This window comes from Fictibacillus solisalsi, assembly GCF_900103485.1.
In the GTDB taxonomy this organism is placed as follows: Bacteria; Bacillota; Bacilli; order Bacillales; family Fictibacillaceae; genus Fictibacillus_C; species Fictibacillus_C solisalsi.
Genome location: NZ_FNHW01000004.1, coordinates 46,243 through 65,318 on the forward strand (window position 1 = coordinate 46,243; position 19,076 = coordinate 65,318).

General features: G+C 44.3%; 20 protein-coding genes. 8 read left to right on the forward strand and 12 right to left on the reverse strand.

The window, feature by feature from the left end:
• Window position 1 precedes the first annotated feature (1 nt).
• Window positions 2–973, reverse strand: coding sequence for a phosphate acetyltransferase (gene pta / locus BLT53_RS20860; RefSeq protein WP_090238206.1), 972 nt, complete (start codon window positions 971–973; stop codon window positions 2–4).
• A gap of 222 nt (window positions 974–1,195) precedes the next feature.
• Between pta and BLT53_RS20865 the strand changes: the two genes are divergently transcribed.
• From BLT53_RS20865 to gerQ, 3 genes are all read left to right on the forward strand, one after another.
• Entirely contained in the window at window positions 1,196–1,960 is a 765-nt protein-coding gene (locus BLT53_RS20865; RefSeq protein WP_244520530.1) for a sporulation protein, read from the forward strand.
• A 117-nt stretch (window positions 1,961–2,077) separates the two neighbouring features.
• Window positions 2,078–2,824 (forward strand): hydrogen peroxide-dependent heme synthase, encoded by a 747-nt coding sequence (gene hemQ, locus BLT53_RS20870; RefSeq protein WP_090238210.1) that lies wholly within the window; start codon window positions 2,078–2,080, stop codon window positions 2,822–2,824.
• A 228-nt stretch (window positions 2,825–3,052) separates the two neighbouring features.
• Complete coding sequence (gerQ, locus tag BLT53_RS20875; protein ID WP_090238212.1) at window positions 3,053–3,625, forward strand: spore coat protein GerQ; 573 nt, start codon at window positions 3,053–3,055, stop codon at window positions 3,623–3,625.
• A 48-nt stretch (window positions 3,626–3,673) separates the two neighbouring features.
• Here the strand turns inward: gerQ and BLT53_RS20880 are convergent, their stop codons facing one another.
• From BLT53_RS20880 to BLT53_RS20890, 3 genes are all read right to left on the reverse strand, one after another.
• Window positions 3,674–4,045 carry a DUF423 domain-containing protein gene (locus BLT53_RS20880; RefSeq protein ID WP_090238215.1) on the reverse strand — a complete coding sequence of 124 codons (372 nt, stop codon included), beginning with the start codon at window positions 4,043–4,045 and terminating at the stop codon, window positions 3,674–3,676.
• A 51-nt stretch (window positions 4,046–4,096) separates the two neighbouring features.
• Window positions 4,097–4,333 carry a YvrJ family protein gene (locus BLT53_RS20885; RefSeq protein ID WP_090238217.1) on the reverse strand — a complete coding sequence of 79 codons (237 nt, stop codon included), beginning with the start codon at window positions 4,331–4,333 and terminating at the stop codon, window positions 4,097–4,099.
• A gap of 144 nt (window positions 4,334–4,477) precedes the next feature.
• Window positions 4,478–5,662: an MFS transporter gene (locus tag BLT53_RS20890; protein ID WP_170834458.1), complete on the reverse strand. Its 1,185-nt coding sequence runs from the start codon at window positions 5,660–5,662 to the stop codon at window positions 4,478–4,480.
• 150 nt (window positions 5,663–5,812) lie between these two features.
• Between BLT53_RS20890 and BLT53_RS20895 the strand changes: the two genes are divergently transcribed.
• Entirely contained in the window at window positions 5,813–7,432 is a 1,620-nt protein-coding gene (locus tag BLT53_RS20895; protein WP_090238224.1) for a glycoside hydrolase family 13 protein, read from the forward strand.
• Window positions 7,433–7,471: 39 nt separating this feature from the next.
• Here the strand turns inward: BLT53_RS20895 and BLT53_RS20900 are convergent, their stop codons facing one another.
• Both BLT53_RS20900 and BLT53_RS20905 read right to left on the reverse strand, forming a co-directional pair.
• Window positions 7,472–7,750: a YwdI family protein gene (locus tag BLT53_RS20900; RefSeq protein WP_090238227.1), complete on the reverse strand. Its 279-nt coding sequence runs from the start codon at window positions 7,748–7,750 to the stop codon at window positions 7,472–7,474.
• A gap of 315 nt (window positions 7,751–8,065) precedes the next feature.
• Window positions 8,066–8,299 carry a hypothetical protein gene (locus tag BLT53_RS20905; RefSeq protein WP_090238230.1) on the reverse strand — a complete coding sequence of 78 codons (234 nt, stop codon included), beginning with the start codon at window positions 8,297–8,299 and terminating at the stop codon, window positions 8,066–8,068.
• Between the two features lie 381 nt (window positions 8,300–8,680).
• Between BLT53_RS20905 and BLT53_RS20910 the strand changes: the two genes are divergently transcribed.
• The gene (locus tag BLT53_RS20910) at window positions 8,681–9,250 is read left to right on the forward strand and encodes a beta-class carbonic anhydrase (RefSeq protein ID WP_090238233.1); all 570 of its coding nucleotides are present in this window, start codon (window positions 8,681–8,683) and stop codon (window positions 9,248–9,250) included.
• Between the two features lie 42 nt (window positions 9,251–9,292).
• On the opposite strand, the gene BLT53_RS20915 is transcribed toward BLT53_RS20910, so the two are convergent.
• The 3 genes from BLT53_RS20915 to BLT53_RS24805 form a co-directional block, all read right to left on the reverse strand.
• Entirely contained in the window at window positions 9,293–10,879 is a 1,587-nt protein-coding gene (locus BLT53_RS20915; RefSeq protein WP_170834459.1) for a two-component system sensor histidine kinase NtrB, read from the reverse strand.
• A gap of 130 nt (window positions 10,880–11,009) precedes the next feature.
• Window positions 11,010–14,507 (reverse strand): bifunctional 2',3'-cyclic-nucleotide 2'-phosphodiesterase/3'-nucleotidase, encoded by a 3,498-nt coding sequence (locus BLT53_RS20920; RefSeq protein WP_090238239.1) that lies wholly within the window; start codon window positions 14,505–14,507, stop codon window positions 11,010–11,012.
• 340 nt (window positions 14,508–14,847) lie between these two features.
• Window positions 14,848–14,997, reverse strand: a complete 150-nt coding sequence (locus BLT53_RS24805; protein WP_139168447.1) for a lmo0937 family membrane protein — start codon at window positions 14,995–14,997, stop codon at window positions 14,848–14,850.
• Window positions 14,998–15,147: 150 nt separating this feature from the next.
• Between BLT53_RS24805 and BLT53_RS20925 the strand changes: the two genes are divergently transcribed.
• Window positions 15,148–15,498 carry a YflT domain-containing protein gene (locus BLT53_RS20925; protein WP_090238242.1) on the forward strand — a complete coding sequence of 117 codons (351 nt, stop codon included), beginning with the start codon at window positions 15,148–15,150 and terminating at the stop codon, window positions 15,496–15,498.
• A 62-nt stretch (window positions 15,499–15,560) separates the two neighbouring features.
• Here BLT53_RS20925 and BLT53_RS20930 read toward each other — a convergent pair whose 3' ends face one another.
• Window positions 15,561–15,800 (reverse strand): YrhK family protein, encoded by a 240-nt coding sequence (locus tag BLT53_RS20930; protein ID WP_244520528.1) that lies wholly within the window; start codon window positions 15,798–15,800, stop codon window positions 15,561–15,563.
• A 313-nt stretch (window positions 15,801–16,113) separates the two neighbouring features.
• On the opposite strand from BLT53_RS20930, the gene BLT53_RS20935 reads away from it, so the two are divergent.
• A complete protein-coding gene (locus tag BLT53_RS20935) occupies window positions 16,114–16,611 on the forward strand; it encodes a YajQ family cyclic di-GMP-binding protein (RefSeq protein WP_090238245.1) in 498 nt (165 codons plus the stop codon).
• Between the two features lie 333 nt (window positions 16,612–16,944).
• On the opposite strand, the gene BLT53_RS20940 is transcribed toward BLT53_RS20935, so the two are convergent.
• Together BLT53_RS20940 and BLT53_RS20945 are read right to left on the reverse strand one after the other, a co-directional pair.
• Complete coding sequence (locus BLT53_RS20940) at window positions 16,945–17,322, reverse strand: SLAP domain-containing protein (RefSeq protein WP_090238247.1); 378 nt, start codon at window positions 17,320–17,322, stop codon at window positions 16,945–16,947.
• A 33-nt stretch (window positions 17,323–17,355) separates the two neighbouring features.
• Window positions 17,356–18,228 carry an NAD(P)-dependent oxidoreductase gene (locus BLT53_RS20945; RefSeq protein WP_090238252.1) on the reverse strand — a complete coding sequence of 291 codons (873 nt, stop codon included), beginning with the start codon at window positions 18,226–18,228 and terminating at the stop codon, window positions 17,356–17,358.
• A 128-nt stretch (window positions 18,229–18,356) separates the two neighbouring features.
• Here BLT53_RS20945 and BLT53_RS20950 point away from each other — a divergent pair, with 128 nt between their 5' ends.
• A complete protein-coding gene (locus BLT53_RS20950; protein ID WP_090238254.1) occupies window positions 18,357–18,977 on the forward strand; it encodes an NAD(P)-dependent oxidoreductase in 621 nt (206 codons plus the stop codon).
• Window positions 18,978–19,076: the final 99 nt, after the last annotated feature.

Consider the following 19,076-nt stretch of genomic DNA (forward strand, 5'->3'; position numbering starts at 1 on the left):
GTTATAGCGCCTGCATTGCAGTAATCAATGCCAGCTTGTATACATCTTCTTCATTACAGCCGCGGGACAAGTCGTTCACCGGCATGTTCAATCCTTGAAGAATCGGACCGATCGCTTCATAGCCGCCGAGGCGCTGAACCATTTTGTAGCCAATATTTCCTGTTTCAAGGCCAGGGAAGATGAAGACATTTGCCTCTCCTTTTAGTGCGGATTCTGGTGCTTTCTTTTGAGCAACGGAAGGAACAAACGCTGCATCAAATTGCAGTTCGCCGTCAAAAGGAAAATCAGGGTTTTTCTCTTTCAACATTTGCGTAGCTTCCACCACTTTTTCTGTTTCCGGTGATTTCGCAGAACCCTTGGTTGAAAAGCTCAGGAGACCCACCTTTGGTTGAATACCAAATACGCGTGCCGTATGGGCACTGACAATAGCGGATTCTGCCAAGTCTTCACTTGTAGGAGCAATATTGATCGCGCAATCGGCAAACACATATTTTTCATCACCTTTAACCATGATGAATGCTCCTGATGTTTTTTTAATGCCTTCTTTTGTTTTAATGATCTGCAGCGCCGGACGAACAGTATCTGCTGTTGAGTGTGCTGCTCCGCTTACCAGTCCGTGTGCTTTGCCTGTATAAACAAGCATCGTTCCGAAGTAGTTTTCATCCAAAAGAATTTGACGGGCTTGTTCTTCCGTGGCTTTCCCTTTGCGGCGTTCCACGAATGAAGAAACAAGACTTTCAAATTCGGAATAATCTTTTGGATCGATCAGCTGAATTTCACCAAGCTTCACACCGAGTTCTTCAGCCTTTGCTGCAATCTCCCCTGTATGGCCAATCAGGATGGGGCGGATGACATTTTCATCTGCCAGTCTGGCTGCAGCTTTCAAAATGCGCTCATCCGTTCCTTCCGGAAAAACAATGGCCGGATTCTCCTGTTGGACTTTTTCTTTTAGTTCTTTAAATAAATCGCTCATGCGAGTAGCCTCCTGTTCCTTTGCATTCCATACTAGGGTACTCTACTTTGGGTGGGTTTTAAACCTATACCCAAAATTGAAAGCGTTTCTGCCAAAAAGTTATTATTTTTCGAAAATTGGCTTGTTGGATAGAGGTTAATTTTGTAAATTCTTTTGAATCCTTTTACACTAAACCACGTATAACGTACTATCAAACCAAGGGAGATGTTGGATTTGTCATTCATGAATAAAATGCTGGCCAGTATAGGGATTGGAGCGGCAACGGTGGATACCATCCTTAACTCAAACCGCTTTACTCCAGGCGGGGAAATAACCGGTACCGTACAGATTGTCGGAGGCAAAGTGGCACAGCCTATTGATTCTGTTTCACTGTTTTTGATGACAGAATACATAAGAGAAACAGACGACAAAAAAATTCACGAGCACGCTGTAATCGTCCGCCATAAAGTAACGGATCACTTGATCATTCAACCGGGCGAAACAAAAAGAATTCCTTTTTCCTTTCATCTTCCTCTGGATGTGCCGCTTAGCATCGGACATACACCGGTATGGCTGAAAACAGGGGTGGATATCAAAAATGCCGTTGACCCGGAAGACAAGGATTACATTACTGTGAATCCCGATCCGCTTGTCAGCAAAGCGATGGAAGCGATCGAAGGGCTGGATTTCGTCCTCCGCAAAGCAAAGTGTGAAGCGGTTTCCAGGTACAACAGGAGGCGCCTTCCGTTCGTCCAGGAATTTGAGTATGTTCCAACAGGCATGTTCAGGGGCAAACTGGATGAACTGGAAGCCGTATTCTTCAGCGACGGGACAACATTGGAGATCTTGCTTGAAATTGACAAGAAAGCAAACGGACTTTTTGGACTGCTGGAAGAGGCCATGGATATGGATGAAAAACATATCCGCCTTTCTTTTACGGAACGTGAACTGCAGAATACGTCCCATTTAACCGGGAAACTTACTGCTGCCATTCAGCAATATATATAATTCAAACGGCATGAGGCCCCGTCTGATCTAAACAGACGGGGATTTTTTTTTATTGCATCCATTATGGTATATTGATTAAGAGTGAACGTACTATTTTATTCCAAGGAGTGACAATACATGAGTGAAGCTGCACAAACGCTAGAAGGCTGGTATTGCCTGCATGACTTCCGCAGTATCGATTGGGTTGCATGGAAAGCCATTTCAGGTAATGAACGCGAAGCTGCCATCAAGGAATTTACGGCATTTTTGGAAAAATGGGAAGGTGCTGAAGCGAGGAAGGAAGGCAGCCATGCTCTTTATTCCATCGTTGGCCAAAAGGCGGACTTTATGCTGATGCTGCTGCGCCCCACACTGGAAGACTTGAATGAAATTGAAAATGCCTTTAATAAAACAACCTTTGCCCAATTCACGATTCCGGCTTATTCCTACGTATCTGTCGTTGAATTGAGCAACTACAACCCCTCCAATAATGTGGACCCGGAAACGGATCCAATGATTCAGGGAAGATTGAAACCTGAGCTTCCAAAATGGAAGCATGTTTGCTTCTATCCAATGGACAAACGCCGCGAAGGAAACGACAATTGGTATATGCTTCCGATGGAAGAACGAAAGAAGATGATGTACAGCCACGGCATGATTGGCCGCAGCTATGCAGGGAAAGTGAAGCAGATTATTACCGGCTCTGTTGGTTTCGATGACTGGGAATGGGGCGTTACCCTTTTTGCAAATGACGCGCTTCAATTTAAGAAACTCGTATATGAAATGAGATTTGATGAAGTGAGTGCCCGCTACGGTGAATTTGGTTCATTCTATGTAGGGAACCAATTGACCCGCGAGGCAGTGCCAGGCTATTTGCACGTATAATTTCTACCACATAATAACGTAAGCTGGTTCTAATGCTGTGTGTTTTCAGGCAGCAGAGAGCCAGCTTTTTTTGGTCTAAGCTTCTGCATGTTTACATATGATAAATTGTAGTTTTTGGGGCTCCTTCCTGATTATTTCTCGCGTGAAAAGTTATGCACTTATACAGGCAAGGAAGGAAAACAAGACTGTTTTGGATAACAAAACCTTTTTACAAGGGGGATCAACATCATGAGTAATTACAGGCAAACGCAAGGGCAGCAGGGACAAATGGGCGGCAGTATGCCACCTTATTACGGCATGCCGCAGTCCGGCCCGATGGGACAGCAAGGGCAAATGCCGCAGGGACAGCAGCAGGGACAGGGCGGAGGTTTTGGCGGACCCGGCATGTCCATGGGAATGCCTCCACAGGGGTTTGGACTTGGCTCAGCTTCAGGGCAGGCTCCCACGGATATTGCCGCTCCCGGCCAGCTTCCGCTTGAGCAATCGTACATTGAGAACATCCTGCGGCTGAATAAGGGCAAAGTCGCTACGATCTATCAAACCTTTGAAGGCAGTGACAAATGGAATTCCAAAGTCTTCAGAGGAACCATCGAGGCTGCAGGCCGGGATCATATCATTCTAAGCGATCCTCAGAGCGGGAAACGCTATCTACTCTTGATGGTCTTTGTCAATTACATTACGTTTGATGAACCTATTGAATACACCTATCCATTCGGCGGCCAGTCGAGCCAGCAGCAAGGGCAGTCGCAGGGACAAGGGCAGGGACAATCACAAGGAATGGCTACGTACAGTCCAAGGTAACGACTATACAAAAAAAAGAGCTTTGTTTGACGCAAAGCTCTTTTCCTATTATAATCCTTTTGCTGCAGCAACAATCAATAACACCCATCCGGCGATAAACGCAACACCGCCAAATGGTGTAATGATGCCAAGCTTGGAAATGCCTGTTGTGCTTAATGCATACAAGCTTCCCGAGAACAGAATGATACCGATGAACATCAGCCATCCAGCCCAGTGCAACTGCCCGGATCCAGTTATTTTTCCTGTGAGAAGACCAACCGCCAGCAAGCCAATTGCATGATACATGTGGTATTGAACACCCGTTTTATATACTTCAAGCATGCGCTCTGACAGCTTTCCTTCCAGCCCATGTGCGCCGAACGCACCCAGCATAACAGCAACCGCCGCGTTGGCTGCCCCCAAAATCAAAAACAGCTTCATGTCTAACCCACTCCTCTAGTTTTCTTTTATCATACCAGAAACGAAAGGAAGTTATGAAACATCGGTTTTTTTTGCCTCTTCTTTTTCCTTCAGCTTTTTTCCGTACTCTTCTATCTTTTTTTCCATTTCCTCTCTATCCACCAGTTCATCCCGCAATCCTTTAACGACCCCTTCAAGACTTTGAATCCTCTTTTCAAACTGTAGCATTAAATAACCAGCAAGCAAGACCGGAAAACCTACGTTCCCTAGGAGATTAACAAGCCCTAGCCAATCATTAGCTGTATTCATTTTGGATCTCCCTCACTTTACCATGTATTTTTGCGAACATTTGTTCGTAAAAATAGTATAAACCCGAACAGGAAAATTTACCATCATACCTTATACCGTTTTTAAAAACAGGCTAAAAGACCCAGATAGCAAATGCTTTCCTCCTTAAGCATTGGTCGTATTTGCCTTGTCATCAGGTACATCTTTCAAGAAAAAGGAGAAGATGAGAAGTGCTGCCAAAAAAATAATGGGGAGATTGAACCCTGCTGCGGATCCAAATTTTTCAGAAACTGCCCCAACGAGCCAGCCTGCAAATGCTCCTCCGATACCCGAAGCAACATATACAAGCCCCAATGCAGAGCCTCCCGTTTCAGAAAGCTTCGTTCCGATGGCTGTTGCAGTAGGAAACAAAACCGAGAAGAAAAGCCCTGCCGCCGCAAACAGGTAAACCCATTGATCTGCAAAAAACTTGCTGATCACAACCGTTGCCACGGATAGAAAGGCAAAAATCAGAATGGTCTTTTTCTCACCAATCTTTTCGGCGATCCAGCCTCCACCGAGTCTTCCAACCGTGAAAAGCAGCGAGAAAATGGAAAGGATCGTTGTGGCCAGCTTTCCTTTTTCCGACATGCTCATCCCACTTAGATGTAATGACTTTAAATAACTTGGAAAAAAATTTAAAAAGGAGACCTCAGAAGATACATAGAAAATAAGAATAAACATGACAAAGATAAACTGGGCGTTTTTTAACATGTTTTTAAACGCAGACAAACTTGCACGGTCTGCCTTTCCATCCGGAACCTTAACCAGCAGTACAAAGATGATCAAGCCGATGAGAAGAACGGCAATCCCAATATAGAAGAAACGCCAGGAAATATTGGAAGAGAACATCCAGCGGAGAACCAGTGGTGTAGCGAACATGCCCAAACCGTAAACACCCATGGTCAAGTTGAACATCAGCCCTTGCTTGTCCGGATAGACTGAAGGAACAATGGCATTTGAAGCCACGGTCATTGCCCCCAGCCCAAACCCAACAATCATATAAAAGCCCAGGAAAAACAGAATGGTTTGTGCTGACCCTGTTCCAAACAGGCCTGCCCCCATGATGATTGAGCCGATGATAATCATCAGTTTCAGCCCCTTTTTATCGACAAGGTAACCGATTACAACACTGGCCAGGGTGAACCCCCATTGAAAAATAAATACAACCAGTCCGAATTGATTTAAGTCCAGTCCGATATCCTTTTTTACCTCATCAAGCACAATGCCCTTTGTACTTGAAAGTCCTCCCAAAACAAACATCGTAAACCCCATAATAATTAATGCCGTGATATTGCCGCTTCTTTTCATGATTATCACGTCCTTGTTTAATAGAATCCTTGCTTTGAACCCCATTTCCCTAAAACATTCACATTAAATCCGGGCACATGCTCCCCCCTTTACTCTTTCAAGTAAAGAAGACTTGCTTCATAATAAAAGAAAAAAGAGAGGATGGAGCACATGAAACGAACATGGTGGAAAGAAGCAGTGGTCTACCAGGTATACTGGCGAAGCTTCTATGACACAGACGGTGATGGATTTGGTGATTTGGAGGGCGTAATCGCGAAGCTTGATTATATAAAAAAACTGGGCGTGGATGTCATCTGGCTGAATCCAATATATGAATCACCGGATCTGGATAACGGCTATGACATTTCAGACTATCAGTCCATTATGGAAAAGGCAGGCGCCATGGAAACATGGGAACGGCTGCTGGACGAAGCCCATCAGCGCGGCTTAAAACTGATTATGGATCTGGTGGTCAACCATACATCAGATCAGCATTCATGGTTTCTTGAGTCCCGTTCCTCCAAAGAAAACCCCAAACGCGACTGGTATATTTGGAAAGATCCTGTAAATGGAGAGAAACCGAACAACTGGCGCTCTTATTTCACCCCATCTGTTTGGCAATGGGACGAGCCTACCGGCCAATATTATATGCATTCCTTTGCCGTTCAGCAGCCTGATCTAAATTGGGAGAACAAAGAGGTACGGGAAGCGATATACAGCATGATGAGGTTCTGGCTCGATAAAGGAATTGACGGTTTCCGCATGGATGTAATCAATCTTTTGGCCAAACAAAAGGGATTTTCCAACGCTGAACAGCCGGAAAAGATCGATTACCTGGGAAATAACCCGGGCATTCATGAGTATCTTCAAGAAATGAATGAAAAGGTATTGAGCCATTATGATGTTATGACGGTCGGGGAAATTCCATTTGTGACGCCTGAAGACGGCTTAAAGTACGTAGGAGAGGACCGCCATGAATTAAATACACTATTTCATTTCCAGGTAGCCGATGATATGCCAACTTGGGATATGCTTCGATACAAAGAAATTCAGCAGACCTGGTATGAGGGATTACACGGAAAAGGATGGAACTCTCAATTTCTGAATAACCACGATCATACCCGCCAGGTAACCCGATACGGTAATGACCAGGAGTACCGTCAGGAATCGGCCAAGCTTCTTGCAACCATGCTCCATACACTTCCCGGCATGCCTTACATTTTCCAGGGTGAAGAAATCGGAATGACAGGCGTCAGATTTCAATCGATCGAAGACTACCAGGATATCGCCATGAAAAACAAGTATGAAGAAGAGACCCAGAAGGGGAGAGAAGCTTCAGAAGTATTAGAGGAATTGCAGCCTTTAAGCCGTGATAATTCACGTACTCCTATGCAGTGGAACGCTGGTGCTAATGCAGGATTTACAAGTGGAGATCCATGGATTTCTGTCAATCCGAACCATACGGAAATTAATGTAGAAGACGCGTTAAAGGATCCTGAATCGGTTTTTTACTTTTATCAAATACTTATTTCTCTGCGTAAAGAGCATGATGTGATGGTTTATGGCGACTATCAAGACCATTCCAAAGGGGACCCGCACATCTACGCCTATACGAGAAGCCTTGAGGATGTAACCTGGCTTATCCTTTTGAACCACAGCAATGAGCCGAACACCGTATCGCTACCCGATACATTGTCCATCAGCGGCAAAAAACTTATTCTTGGGAACTATCAAGAAATTCAGCAGCTTAATACATTGCAGCCTCACGAGGCCAGAATTTATCAGTTATAAAGAAAAAGCTCATCCCTTCTTATTTCGGGATGAGCCTTTTTAAAAATCAAAGATGGATTCACCATTGCCGTCCTCATCATCGTCTATTTTCTGCGGTTTTTTTGGCAAAGTTCCTGTAAAACCTGGCGGAGCGGAAATTTGGGAGGGGGGTGTCCATTGGTTCTCATCAGCCGTTTCACCGGCATCCAGCATCAGGTCACTCAGCGCACGAATTGCAGCTGCATGCTCTTTTACTTTGGAAGACCGTTCCGGCAGCTGTTTTAATTCATTCACATGCTTTTCCATCTGATTGATAATATGACGGAGAGAAATACTCATAGTTTGTTCTCCTTTTTTTAGTAGCCTTTAATGGTATTTTTATTCTACCATATTTTTTGCGCACGAAAAAAAGACAGCCCTAAAGAGACTGCCCGACATACTCCGCGCATAATTATTTAATTCATAGAGGCTCACGGTGATCCAGGCCGCAAAACAATATGAATTATTCGTTTTATAAGACGTTTGGATCTGCCAGCAGAATGCCCTTTTTGTTGATCAAACTGTTTGAGTATTACTAAATAATATCTAGCCATTCTAAGTAATATCATTTGCCATTTACCCTCTCCCCTCATGTTTTATTCACTTTTCAGTTGGTTAAGAGGTATCCACCCATTGCACATTGCGTCGTTCCCGAGTAAAGACATTGATCTTATTTAGCAAAGGTCGTTCCTTCTTTTTCACCATCTTGGCCAGCAAGCCCGCCAGCTTGAATTTCTGCTCATTCACCAGAACAGCCTGTTCTACTCTCGTCACCATCAAAGCAACCGCTTTTTGAAACATCACATTCACCGTAAATAGAATAATAGCAAGTAAATACATGGATTCCATATCCGTTTATCCCCCTTTTAATTAGTCCATCTATTTTAAATGGATGATCTTCCGCCTTCCCTTCTGCCTGTCCCCCTTCCTTCCTGACATGATGTTGGAATAACCTATATGCTTATGTTCTTGATAGTTTGATTATACGGAGGGACAATAGAAATGTTTGTCACAATGTGCTTGGATTGCTTGTTTTTTTCCTACATATGTTTTGGTTGTCCTACAAAAAACGAAGGAATTTAATGATTAGCCCGCAAACAAGCGCTCCAACTCCCTGTTTTTTTATCGATAACAGGCTTGTTTCGTCTAATAAAAACAATAGAAATTTTGATTTACACGGAAAATCAGCTAAAATAGATAACAGTATAAAGTAATGGAGGGAAAACAGACGTGGCAATTCTAAATGAAATCCTATCGTTTAACGAAAAATTCGTGGCGAATAAAGAGTATGAAAAATATGAAACAACAAAGTATCCAGAGAAAAAGCTGGTCATCATTTCATGTATGGATACCAGGCTTACGGAACTGCTTCCTCAGGCTATGAATGTAAAAAACGGTGACGTAAAGATTATTAAAACGGCGGGAGCTATCATCGCTCATCCATTTGGAAGCGTTATGAGAAGCATCCTGGTTGCAATTTACGCTTTAAAAGCTTCTGAAGTGTGTGTAATCGGCCATCATGACTGTGGAATGAGTGCCATGAACCCGGACGATTTTATTGGGAAAATGAAAGACAAGGGCATCACTGAGGAAACGCTTAACACGTTGAAATATTCAGGTATGGATTTCAATCAGTGGCTTCGAGGATTTGATAACGTGGAGGATGCGGTGGAAAGCAGTGTTAATCTTGTGAAGCACCACCCATTGCTTCCCAAATCAGTCGCCGTCCACGGTCTTGTCATCGACCCTGAGACAGGAAAGCTTGATGTGGTCATCGATGGCTACAAAAACAACGAATAACGAAGGAAAAGGAACAGCCTGCATGTGCCGGCTGTTCCTTTTTCACTTGTTATTATTAAGTTCTGGGAGCATAACGGAAAAGATGGTGCCTGTATTGGGTTCGCTCGTCACCGTAATTTCCCCCTGATGCAGCTCGATAATTTTAAAGCTCACCATCAAACCGAGACCAGTTCCGGTTTCTTTTTTCGTAAAGAATGGCTCTCCCAGTCTTTTTAAGTCTTCATGAGCAAGCCCCTGGCCTTCGTCCTTTACTTCAATGGTGGCATAGCCACTCGTCCGCTTAACGGACACCTCAATCTTGCTGCCCTGCTCGGAGGCTTCAACTGCATTTTTAATCAGATTGATTAATACCTGCTTCAGGGAATTGGCATCTCCTTTAATCATGCAGTTATCAGCCTGCATTGTGTAATGGATGGAGATATTTGAAAGGCTTGCGAAAGCTTCCATTAATACAAGTGTTTCTTTAACAAGAGCAGTGAGATCCAGCTCGCTTGCGGTAAACGGTTTAGCCTTAGCCAGCTGCATATATTCTTCGAGGATTTGATTCATCCGGTTGATTTCCGTCAGCATGATTCCTGTGTACTCTTCTGAGATTTTTTCCTCCCTCATAAATTGCACAAACCCTGACAGGATGGCCAACGGGTTCCTGATTTCGTGTGCCACACCTGCCGCCAACTGGCCGATCACCGATAATTTTTCAGATTGTATAATTAGTTCTTCTGTCCTTTTTGCTTCTGTAATGTCCCGGTATATCCCTGCAATAGCCCTGATGGAGCCATCTCCATTCCGAATAGGGGAAAAGGTAACTGAAACAGGGAAAAGCTCGCCTGATTTCTTTTGATTGACCATTTCATAACCCGAAACGGCTTCTCCTTTTACAATTTTGCTTAATACCTCGTTGAACACCATCTTTTGGGTGGCGGGAATATGCTGAAAGGGAATGTTTTTCATTTCCTCCTCGTTCCATCCATACAGCTCGAAAAATGCTCTGTTTACCGTCATTACAACGCCTTTTTGACTTTGCACCAGAATGGCATCCGCGGTTTGCGAGATGATCGAATGAAAATATTCTCTTGTTTCTGTCAGCTTACTTGCAGTTTGTTTTTCACGTTTCTCGGAGTTCAGACGGAGCGATTCCGTGAACTGGGAAGACAGGCTGAAAAAAAGTGTCACGAATACAAAAAACAGGATGATAAAAATAAGATCATAGTCTTCCACATTGGCAAAAAGCTCTCTATCGGCTAAAAAGAAATAGGAGGACATGGCAATCGACAGCAATCCGGCATAGACGATCACACGGTACTGGTGATAAATGGTGCTCAACATAAAACAAAACCATATATAGAGGTAATTCACCATAATGGGCTGCACCCATAAAAGGCAAAACAAAAAAAAGTAAAAACTCGAAACGGTAAAATACATGGTAAAGACAGGATGCCGGTTACTGATCGAAAGATATGTAACGATACTAAAGACAACGGCACCCAGCGGCAGCATAAATAAGGCGATTTCCGGATCAACCCAAAAATCGATAAGTAGATCCACGATAAAAAAGCCCCACAACACCTTATACAAAAGATGATTTCTTCCTTTTATTACATCGATTTGCTCTGAACGGTAATCATTCACAATCATGACTCCTTTGTATACGAAAAGTGCGCCAATAACTGGATTATATCACAAGTTACAGAGCGTACTTACTGCACAGACAAGAAAAAACCAGCTCGGGTGCTGAGCTGGTTTCAATGTTTGATGAAAATTATTTGTTAAGCTTTGTGATTCTTCCTTCGATTTTCGGATCAACGCTTCCTTTGGCTTTAATATATTTGACCAAAGCGTCAAGGTCCACAATGTTTACACTTGCATTTTTTCCTTCAAGTAACGTTGTGTACCCATCTCCGCCGCCTGCCATAAAGTTATTCACCGTAACGGAATACGTTTTAGATGCATCCACAGCTGTTCCATCCGGAAGCGTAATGCTTACAATGCGCTCACCTGCCGGCTTTGAATCGTCATAGGTAAACTTCAATCCGGAAATCTGCAATATCTTAGCACGGGTTGGATCCGACCATTGCTCTTCCAGCAGGCGTTTTACCTGTGCGCCCGTCAAATCCATGGTTACGAGGTCATTGCCGAAAGGCTGCACGGTGAAAGCTTCCTTCCACGTGATATCACCCGCGTCAATATCAGCACGTACACCCCCCGGGTTCATAAAGGCAAAGTCTGTTCCTGTCTGGGCTTTCATTGAATCCGCGATCAGGTTCCCCATTGTGGATTCTCCGTCGGCGTTAAGGTCTTTGCTGATATAGTTTGGCGCCTTTCCAATCACTTCATTCAAAACAGGCGCCACGTCTGCCACATAACGGTCTACAAACGCTTTGATTTCAGGGTCTGGTGCAATCTTACTGCGGTCTACCGATACCACCTCTGCTTTTTTCTTAACAATATCCTGGGTTACAGGGTCGATTTCCAGATCGACATCGGAAAATGCCGTTCCTGATGAATAGGACTGGACAAGAAGCTTGTTGTCGACGACAGCATTGGTCAGCGCGTGGTTATGGCCGCCGAACATCACATCCACTTCATCATCTACTTTATTAGCCATATCAACTAGCTCGCCCGTTGCATTTTGCCCGTCTGCCGTAGAGTTTGCCGGGTTATGAGCAAGCACAACAATAGATTTTACACCTTGTTTCTCGAGTTCCTTCGAGTATTTATTAATGGCTTCAGTTTCATCGGTAAAGATCACACCTTCTACCCCGCTTGGAATTACAATGCTTGGCGTATCAGACAAAACAACCCCGATAATTCCGATTTTAGCTCCGCCCACTTCTTTGATCACATACGGGTCAAGAATCGGCTGGCTTGTCTTCGCATCCAAAACATTTGCTGCAACATACGGGAAGTTGGCTCCTTCAAACGGGCCATACTTAGCTTCGGTTTTCGGGTGGCTTCCTCCTTTGATGAGGCGGAGCATTTCTTTTACACCTTCATCAAATTCATGGTTTCCGAGGGTCCCTGCATCAAAGCCAAGCTTGTTTAAAAAGCGGATCGTAGGCTCATCCTGAAGCAATGCAGATACCGGTGAACTTGCACCAACCGCATCACCCGCATGAAGAAGAAGGGTGTTCGGATTCGTGGCTTCACGCTGCTTTAAGTAGGCAGCCAAGTACTCTGCTCCTCCGGCATTCAATTTTGCATTGTAGGTGTCGAGCTGTCCATGAAAGTCATTAATGCCCAAAAGCTGTACACTGATGTTTTGCAGTTTTTTCAATTTATACGAATATTTAGCGAACCCTTCTGCAGCGGCTCCCTCATAGTTAATGGATCCATCAGCAGGAACAGCGTTCTGTGCATCCGGTGCAGACTCAAATGTTACACTTGGTTCTCCTGCAACAGGCGCGAACTTCCAGTTTTGATCGGCTGAAGGATCGATTGTGCCAAGATCGCGGATATAATCGATGATCACTTGTCGGTTTTCATCCGGATACAGATTTACTTCGGATTTGTTTTTCACACCCGGAAAAAGACCGCTCGCACGATAGTTATTGGTTGCTACGATAAATTCCTGGTTGTTGTCGATTGGTTTGCCGTTGTACTGAAGGTTTTTAATACGGCTGCTGTCTGCGTGAATGACATTTCCGTCTTTATCATATTTCGCTGGCTGTGACACATCAATATCATAAGTTACGCCGTCAATGACATCAAAATTGTAGGTTGGGAAATCATTGTTAACGAGCTGTTGTTCTTCTTTTTTTGACGGATCAATGGTATTGAACTGTCCGGCTGACATTTCAAGCCATTCTTTTACGTCTGATCCCTTTACCTTAACGGTCGCTACCGTATTCGGATACAAATACAAGTCAGAAACGTTTTTAATAGCAATGGTTCCTTTTGGGATATTGGTGTAATAGTTGGCTCCGTTTCGGCCGCCTGCTTTAAATGGCGCTCCTGCAGAAAGGACCGGAAGGCCTTCATCCTTTGTTCCTTTTAATTGCTTTTCAACATACCACTTTTGCGCGTTGGTTACGATTTGAATCGATGGATCATCTTGTACGAGTGCAAAGTAGCTGTTAATGTCTGCACTCGTTTGTCCGACAGGCTGTCGGACATAATCAATCGTTCCCTGATGATCCTTTATGATCGCTCTTATGATGCTTTCATCGGTTTTCGCGAGACTTTTCTTTGTATTCTTGTCATAGACCGCTCTCAGCTGTGTCTTCGCCCTGGCAACCATCCATTTTCCTTTAGCCTTAACTAGACTGAGATCCATTACACCAAGCTGATTGCCCCAGTTTCCAGGCATGATAACAGGCTTGCCATTAATGGTTCCGTTCTTCTCATCCACGCCTGGTAAGTCTGCAAAGTCACCCGGGAATGTTTTATGATTATGACCAGAAATAATCGCATCGATGCCTTTAACCTTTGTCAGATCATAAGCCGCGTCCTCTTCCATTTGCTTTCGGTCGGCATCGCCGATTCCGGAGTGGGCCAGAACCACAATGAGGTCGGCACCGTCCTTCTTCATTTTAGGAATATTGGATTTGACACTGTCCACTATATCCTTTGTGATGACTTTTCCATCAAGGTTGGCCTTATCCCACAAAGTAATCTGTGGAGCAACAGCACCGATAACCCCCACCTTAATGACTTGTTTTCTTCCATGCTGGTCGGTGACTTTTTTCTTTATGATTTTATAGGGTTTAAAATAGTTTTTATCGTTGTTGGGATTTTTGTCATGATCATCTTTATACACATTGGCATTTACATATGGAAACGGAGCATCATTAAGCACTTCCTGAAGATAGTCAAGTCCATAGTTAAATTCGTGGTTTCCAACGGTCGCCGCATCATAATCTAAAAGCTTCATCGCTTTGTAGACCGGGTGCAACTCACCACGTTTCAGCTTGTCCACCTTTGCTTTGTAATCGCCAAGAGGGTTACCCTGAATCAGGTCTCCGTTGTCAAAAAGCATACTGTTTTTAGATTCGCTTCTTGCCTTCTTGATCAGAGTGGCTGTTTTTGCCAAGCCGAATTCTTCGGTTTCAGTATCTTTGTAGTAATCGTAATTGGCGATGTGGGTATGAATATCCGTCGTTCCCAAAATTCTTAGCTGAACGGCTTCCGTTTTGCTTTGCTTTTCGTTTTTGGATGCTGCCTGCACCGAATCAAACGTTAACGGAGCGGCCAGCACAGATAATGCCATCGTTGATGCAAGTAATGTGCGCCCCATTGCTGAAAAGGACTTTTTCCCCATATGGATCCCCCTAAAGTCTTTTGGTATTTTGCTGCCAATCTCATTATATATTTTGAAAATAAAAATAAAAGACTTTATTCGTAAAATAAAGGTAAATGTTTTAAATTTTTGTAAAAAATAAGAAAAAATACCCAGATAAATCGGTACATTTCCCCTATGTTTTGTTAAATCGTTCACTTTTAAACAAAGTAAATGGAACTAAAAAACTGCCGGCTGAATAGGCCGGCAGTTCCTGTTTTTTTCTATTGTTACTTTTTGGAAGGGTTGATTTTCGTTCCATGTGCTCGCTTTCCGAGATTGTTCCCAATGCAGCGTTTGTTTTGAAAAAGTCTATAAAGTTCTATTGTCTGGTTGCTCTTCCTTTGATGAGTTTATAGATCAGAACGATAACAGCTGCGATCAGGAGAATATGAATAATGCCGCCTGCAATTTTGAACACCAGGCCTAATATCCAAAGTACGATCAGGATTCCAATAATGGTCCATAACATTTGTCGCTCATCCTTTCTTACTGTTTTATACGCATTATTTTCCCCCAAACGAAAGCGACTCAAACACCAAGGGTCATTTTTCCATGTTTATCGAATCCGGAAAACGTGTATTGAACAACTGTAACGAATTAATAAGGAGGAATTCTACCCATGGCAAAACCATTAGTACGTGAATTTACAACCGATCAGGAAGTCATTACTGCTGTTCAGGAACTTGAAACAAGAGGGATCGACCAGGAAGACATCTATGTGCTTGCTCATGAAAAGGATGATACCAGGGCGATCGCTGATGCAGCAGATGCCAACACCATTGGTACCCCTGAAGAAGGGCTGGGAACTGCCATTAAAAATGTCTTCCAAAAGCGCGGGGACGAGCTTCGCAGTAAATTAGAAGAGATCGGCTTAAGCTCTTTGGAAGCTGATGAATACGAAAAGAAGCTTGATCAGGGAAAAGTACTTGTACTCGTAAAAGGTGAAAATAATCTTGATACTTGGGTTTAATCATAGGTAAAAGAGGCGGACTTCTTTCATGAAGTCCGCCTCCTTTTTGTTTTATTGAGGATTCACTCGGATAACCTTTTCGCCCTTCTTAAACTGTCCTGACGTTCGTTCTCCCGCTTGACATGAAGATCATTTGCCAGGGCAATAGCAGGCCGCATGACGAGCTGAAGGCTGCCGACAATGAAAAGCCAGACACCCACTGTCTTGGCCGATTCAAAAAGAAAAAGAATACTGCCCGCCAAAAACCAGAGCCCAATCATAAAGTCATTAAGGGTATACAGGGTTTTATACCTTTTTTTCACCCAAACATGATAGTTTGCAATCTCAAGGTTAAGATAACTTCTTTATTTTTCAAGCGTGGCAACCTGTTCACACCTTTCTTCACTTCATACTCTATTAGTGTTTACCCCAACTTGCGGCCAATAAAAAAAGTCCGGTGAAACCTGGACTTTTAAATGTACAAAGACACTCCACTCGAAAGGTTGAGCTCTTTTGAAGGATTTATCATGAACTCAAAACCCCCGTTATATTTTCACAGGATTTTGTCAAAACTATGGTCAGCTAATATAATATAAGTATAGAAGATTAATAGATTACATAAAGGAGGCGGATCCGTTGAGTAAAGAAAGCTCATTTGACATTGTTTCAAAGGTCGACCTTTCCGAGGTGGACAATGCGATTAACATCGCCATGAAGGAAATCAAAAACCGCTATGATTTTAAGGGAAGCAAAAGTGACATTTCCCTGGATAAAAGCAGTGAGGAGCTCACACTGGTTTCCGATGATGAATACAAGATGGAGCAGCTGAAAGACGTATTGATCAGCAAGTTGATCAAGCGGGACGTTCCCATTAAAAACCTCGATTATTCCAAAATCGAGCAGGCGTCAGGCGGAACGGTGCGCCAGCGTGCCAAGCTTGTACAGGGCATCGACAAAGATAACGCCAAAAAAATCAACACGATCATCAAAAATTCTGGAGTTAAAGTAAAAAGCCAGGTGCAGGATGACCAGGTTCGGGTATCGGGCAAAAGCAGGGACGATCTTCAGCAGATCATCTCGGCCATCCGCCAGGCAGATTTGCCGATTGATGTACAGTTCATTAACTATCGTTAAAAATCGGGCTGTCTAAGAAGTCTGGAAGCTGTTGATTTTCGTTCCAGGCCGCTCGCTTTTACCGGGGCGTGCGGTTAGCCTTACCGGCGTGTACGCCTACCTTACCGGCGTGTACGCCTACCTTACCGGCGTGTACGCCTACCTATTGGCAAGTGCCTACGGGAGTCTCACCTGTCACGCTAATCCCGCAGGACAAGGAACACTGCGGCAGCAAGACATCGCACGAAGAAAATGAGATGTTTATTTTCGAGGACCGCGCACCTTCCACTCAGCTTTTTTACGCAAAAAGAGGATGCCTGAAGGTCAATTTTTGACTTTCAGGCATCCCCTTTTCTATTTAAAATCCAGCTTGCCGCCGGTATGAACCGGTTCCTTATGAATCAAAGCTTTCGGAAATATAAAGGTCCAGGGCATGCTGGTTTCAGGGGGCAGTTGAACCTGCGGAATGGTAAATGCCAGTTCCGCGATCAACTCACCGTCCTCCTTATACGTAAAGACTGTATCCTGGATAACGAACGGTTCGCTTCCAAAATTATGGATGAGGCATGTAACGAGAAGGTCTCCTTTATGGTTCATTGCGGAGCGTATGAGCGGGAACGCAACGTTTTGCCCGTTCTCCTCTGACGTCTCATTAAAAATCTCCTCGATCATTTTGCGATCTTGTTCTGCGATAGTCTTGTCCCATGCGCTTTCATAGATAAGACGCTGCATACGATCACCTCCTTCTGCGCTTTTTACCCCGATTCAGGCTTTCAAGCGTTTATACAGCGCGTGAGTGCCGCTGTTCTCTTCACCCATCTCGGCCAGTTCCTCGTACAAATCCTTGGCCAGCTGCAATCCGGGAGTTAAAATTCCCATCTCACCCGCAGATTCAAGTGCAATTTTCATGTCTTTAATAAAATGTTTTACGTAAAATCCAGGTGCAAAGTTGCCGCTAATAATTCGCGGAGCCAGATTGGATAGCGACCAGCTTCCGGCTGCACCGGATTCAATGCTTTTTAATACGGTATTTGGATCCAAACCGGCTTTTTCGGCGTAAATAACAGCTTCACAAACACCAATCATACCCGATGCGATCGCGATTTGGTTGCACATCTTGGTATGCTGGCCGGCACCTGCTTTTCCCTGGTGAACAATATTTTGCCCCATCAGCTCAAAAATAGGAAGAACCGCTTCAAAATCTTCCTTTTCGCCGCCGACCATGATGGAAAGCCTTGCTTCCCGGGCTCCTACATCTCCTCCTGATACCGGTGCATCGAGCGAATGAAGATTTAATTCTTTGGCACGGGCATCGATTTTCTGTGCAAGCAAGGGGCTGGAGGTCGTCATATCAATGATATAAGTGCCTTCCGCCGCGTTTTCGAGAAGGCCATTTTCCCCGAAATACACCTCTTCCACGTCCGAAGGATAACCTACCATGGTAATGATGACCTGAGAGGTTTGTGCAACTTCCGCAACCGTCTCCTTCCACTGGGCTCCCTGCTGGATCAGGTCTTTCGCTTTTTCCTTTGTTCTTGTATAAATATGTACAGGATGTCCTGCCTTAAGCAGATGGGCGGCCATGCTTTTTCCCATGACGCCTGTTCCCACAAAACCAACTGTCTTTTTCTCGCTCATGCTTCATCCTCCTCTTCTTATCTTGGTTTCATTATAGAGAATATACAGATAACATACTAATCTTTTGCTAAACAAAGCTCACATCAAGTATGGTAAATGGTAGAGAACAAGACAGGGAGGAGAATGCATTGAAATTATTATTACTGGGAGCAACAGGCCGTGTCGGTTGCGAAATCGCCCGGCTTGCTGCACAAGACGGACATCAGGTGAATGTTCTGGTGAGAACGCCGGAGAAGCTTCCGTCCGATATAAAAGTGCGGCAGGTATTCAGGGGAGATGCAACCGTGAAAGAAGACATTGAACAGGCCATCGAGGGATGTGACGCGGTGGTCAGTGCGCTCGGTACCGATGGGGGAACCGTCCTTACAGATGCTGTTCCATTGTTAATCACGGCGATGCAGGAACGCAGCATCAAGCGCCTGCTGACGATGGGTACAGCGGGGATTCTGAACAGCCGGACAGACCCTGGTTTGCTTCGCTACCAATCCAGTGAGTCCAAACGGAAATTGACCCGCGCCGCCCGCGAGCATCATGAGGCGTACCTTGCGATAAAGGAGTCGTATCTTGATTGGACGATTATTTGCCCCACCTATTTGCCAGACGGGCCTCCAACCGGAAATTACCGGACAGAAAAGGATTACCTGCCTCTTGAAGGAATGCAGATCAGTACAGGCGATACTGCCGAATTCGCTTATAAGCAGCTGTCTTCTGAGGAATTCCTGTGTTCCCGTGTTGGCATAGCGTATTGATATGAACGGTTACTCTAAGTTGCTCTAGGCAATTGACTTCCGTTTCCAGGTGCTCGCTTTCCGCAGGCGGATGCTCAATCTTTCAGAAATAACCTAAAA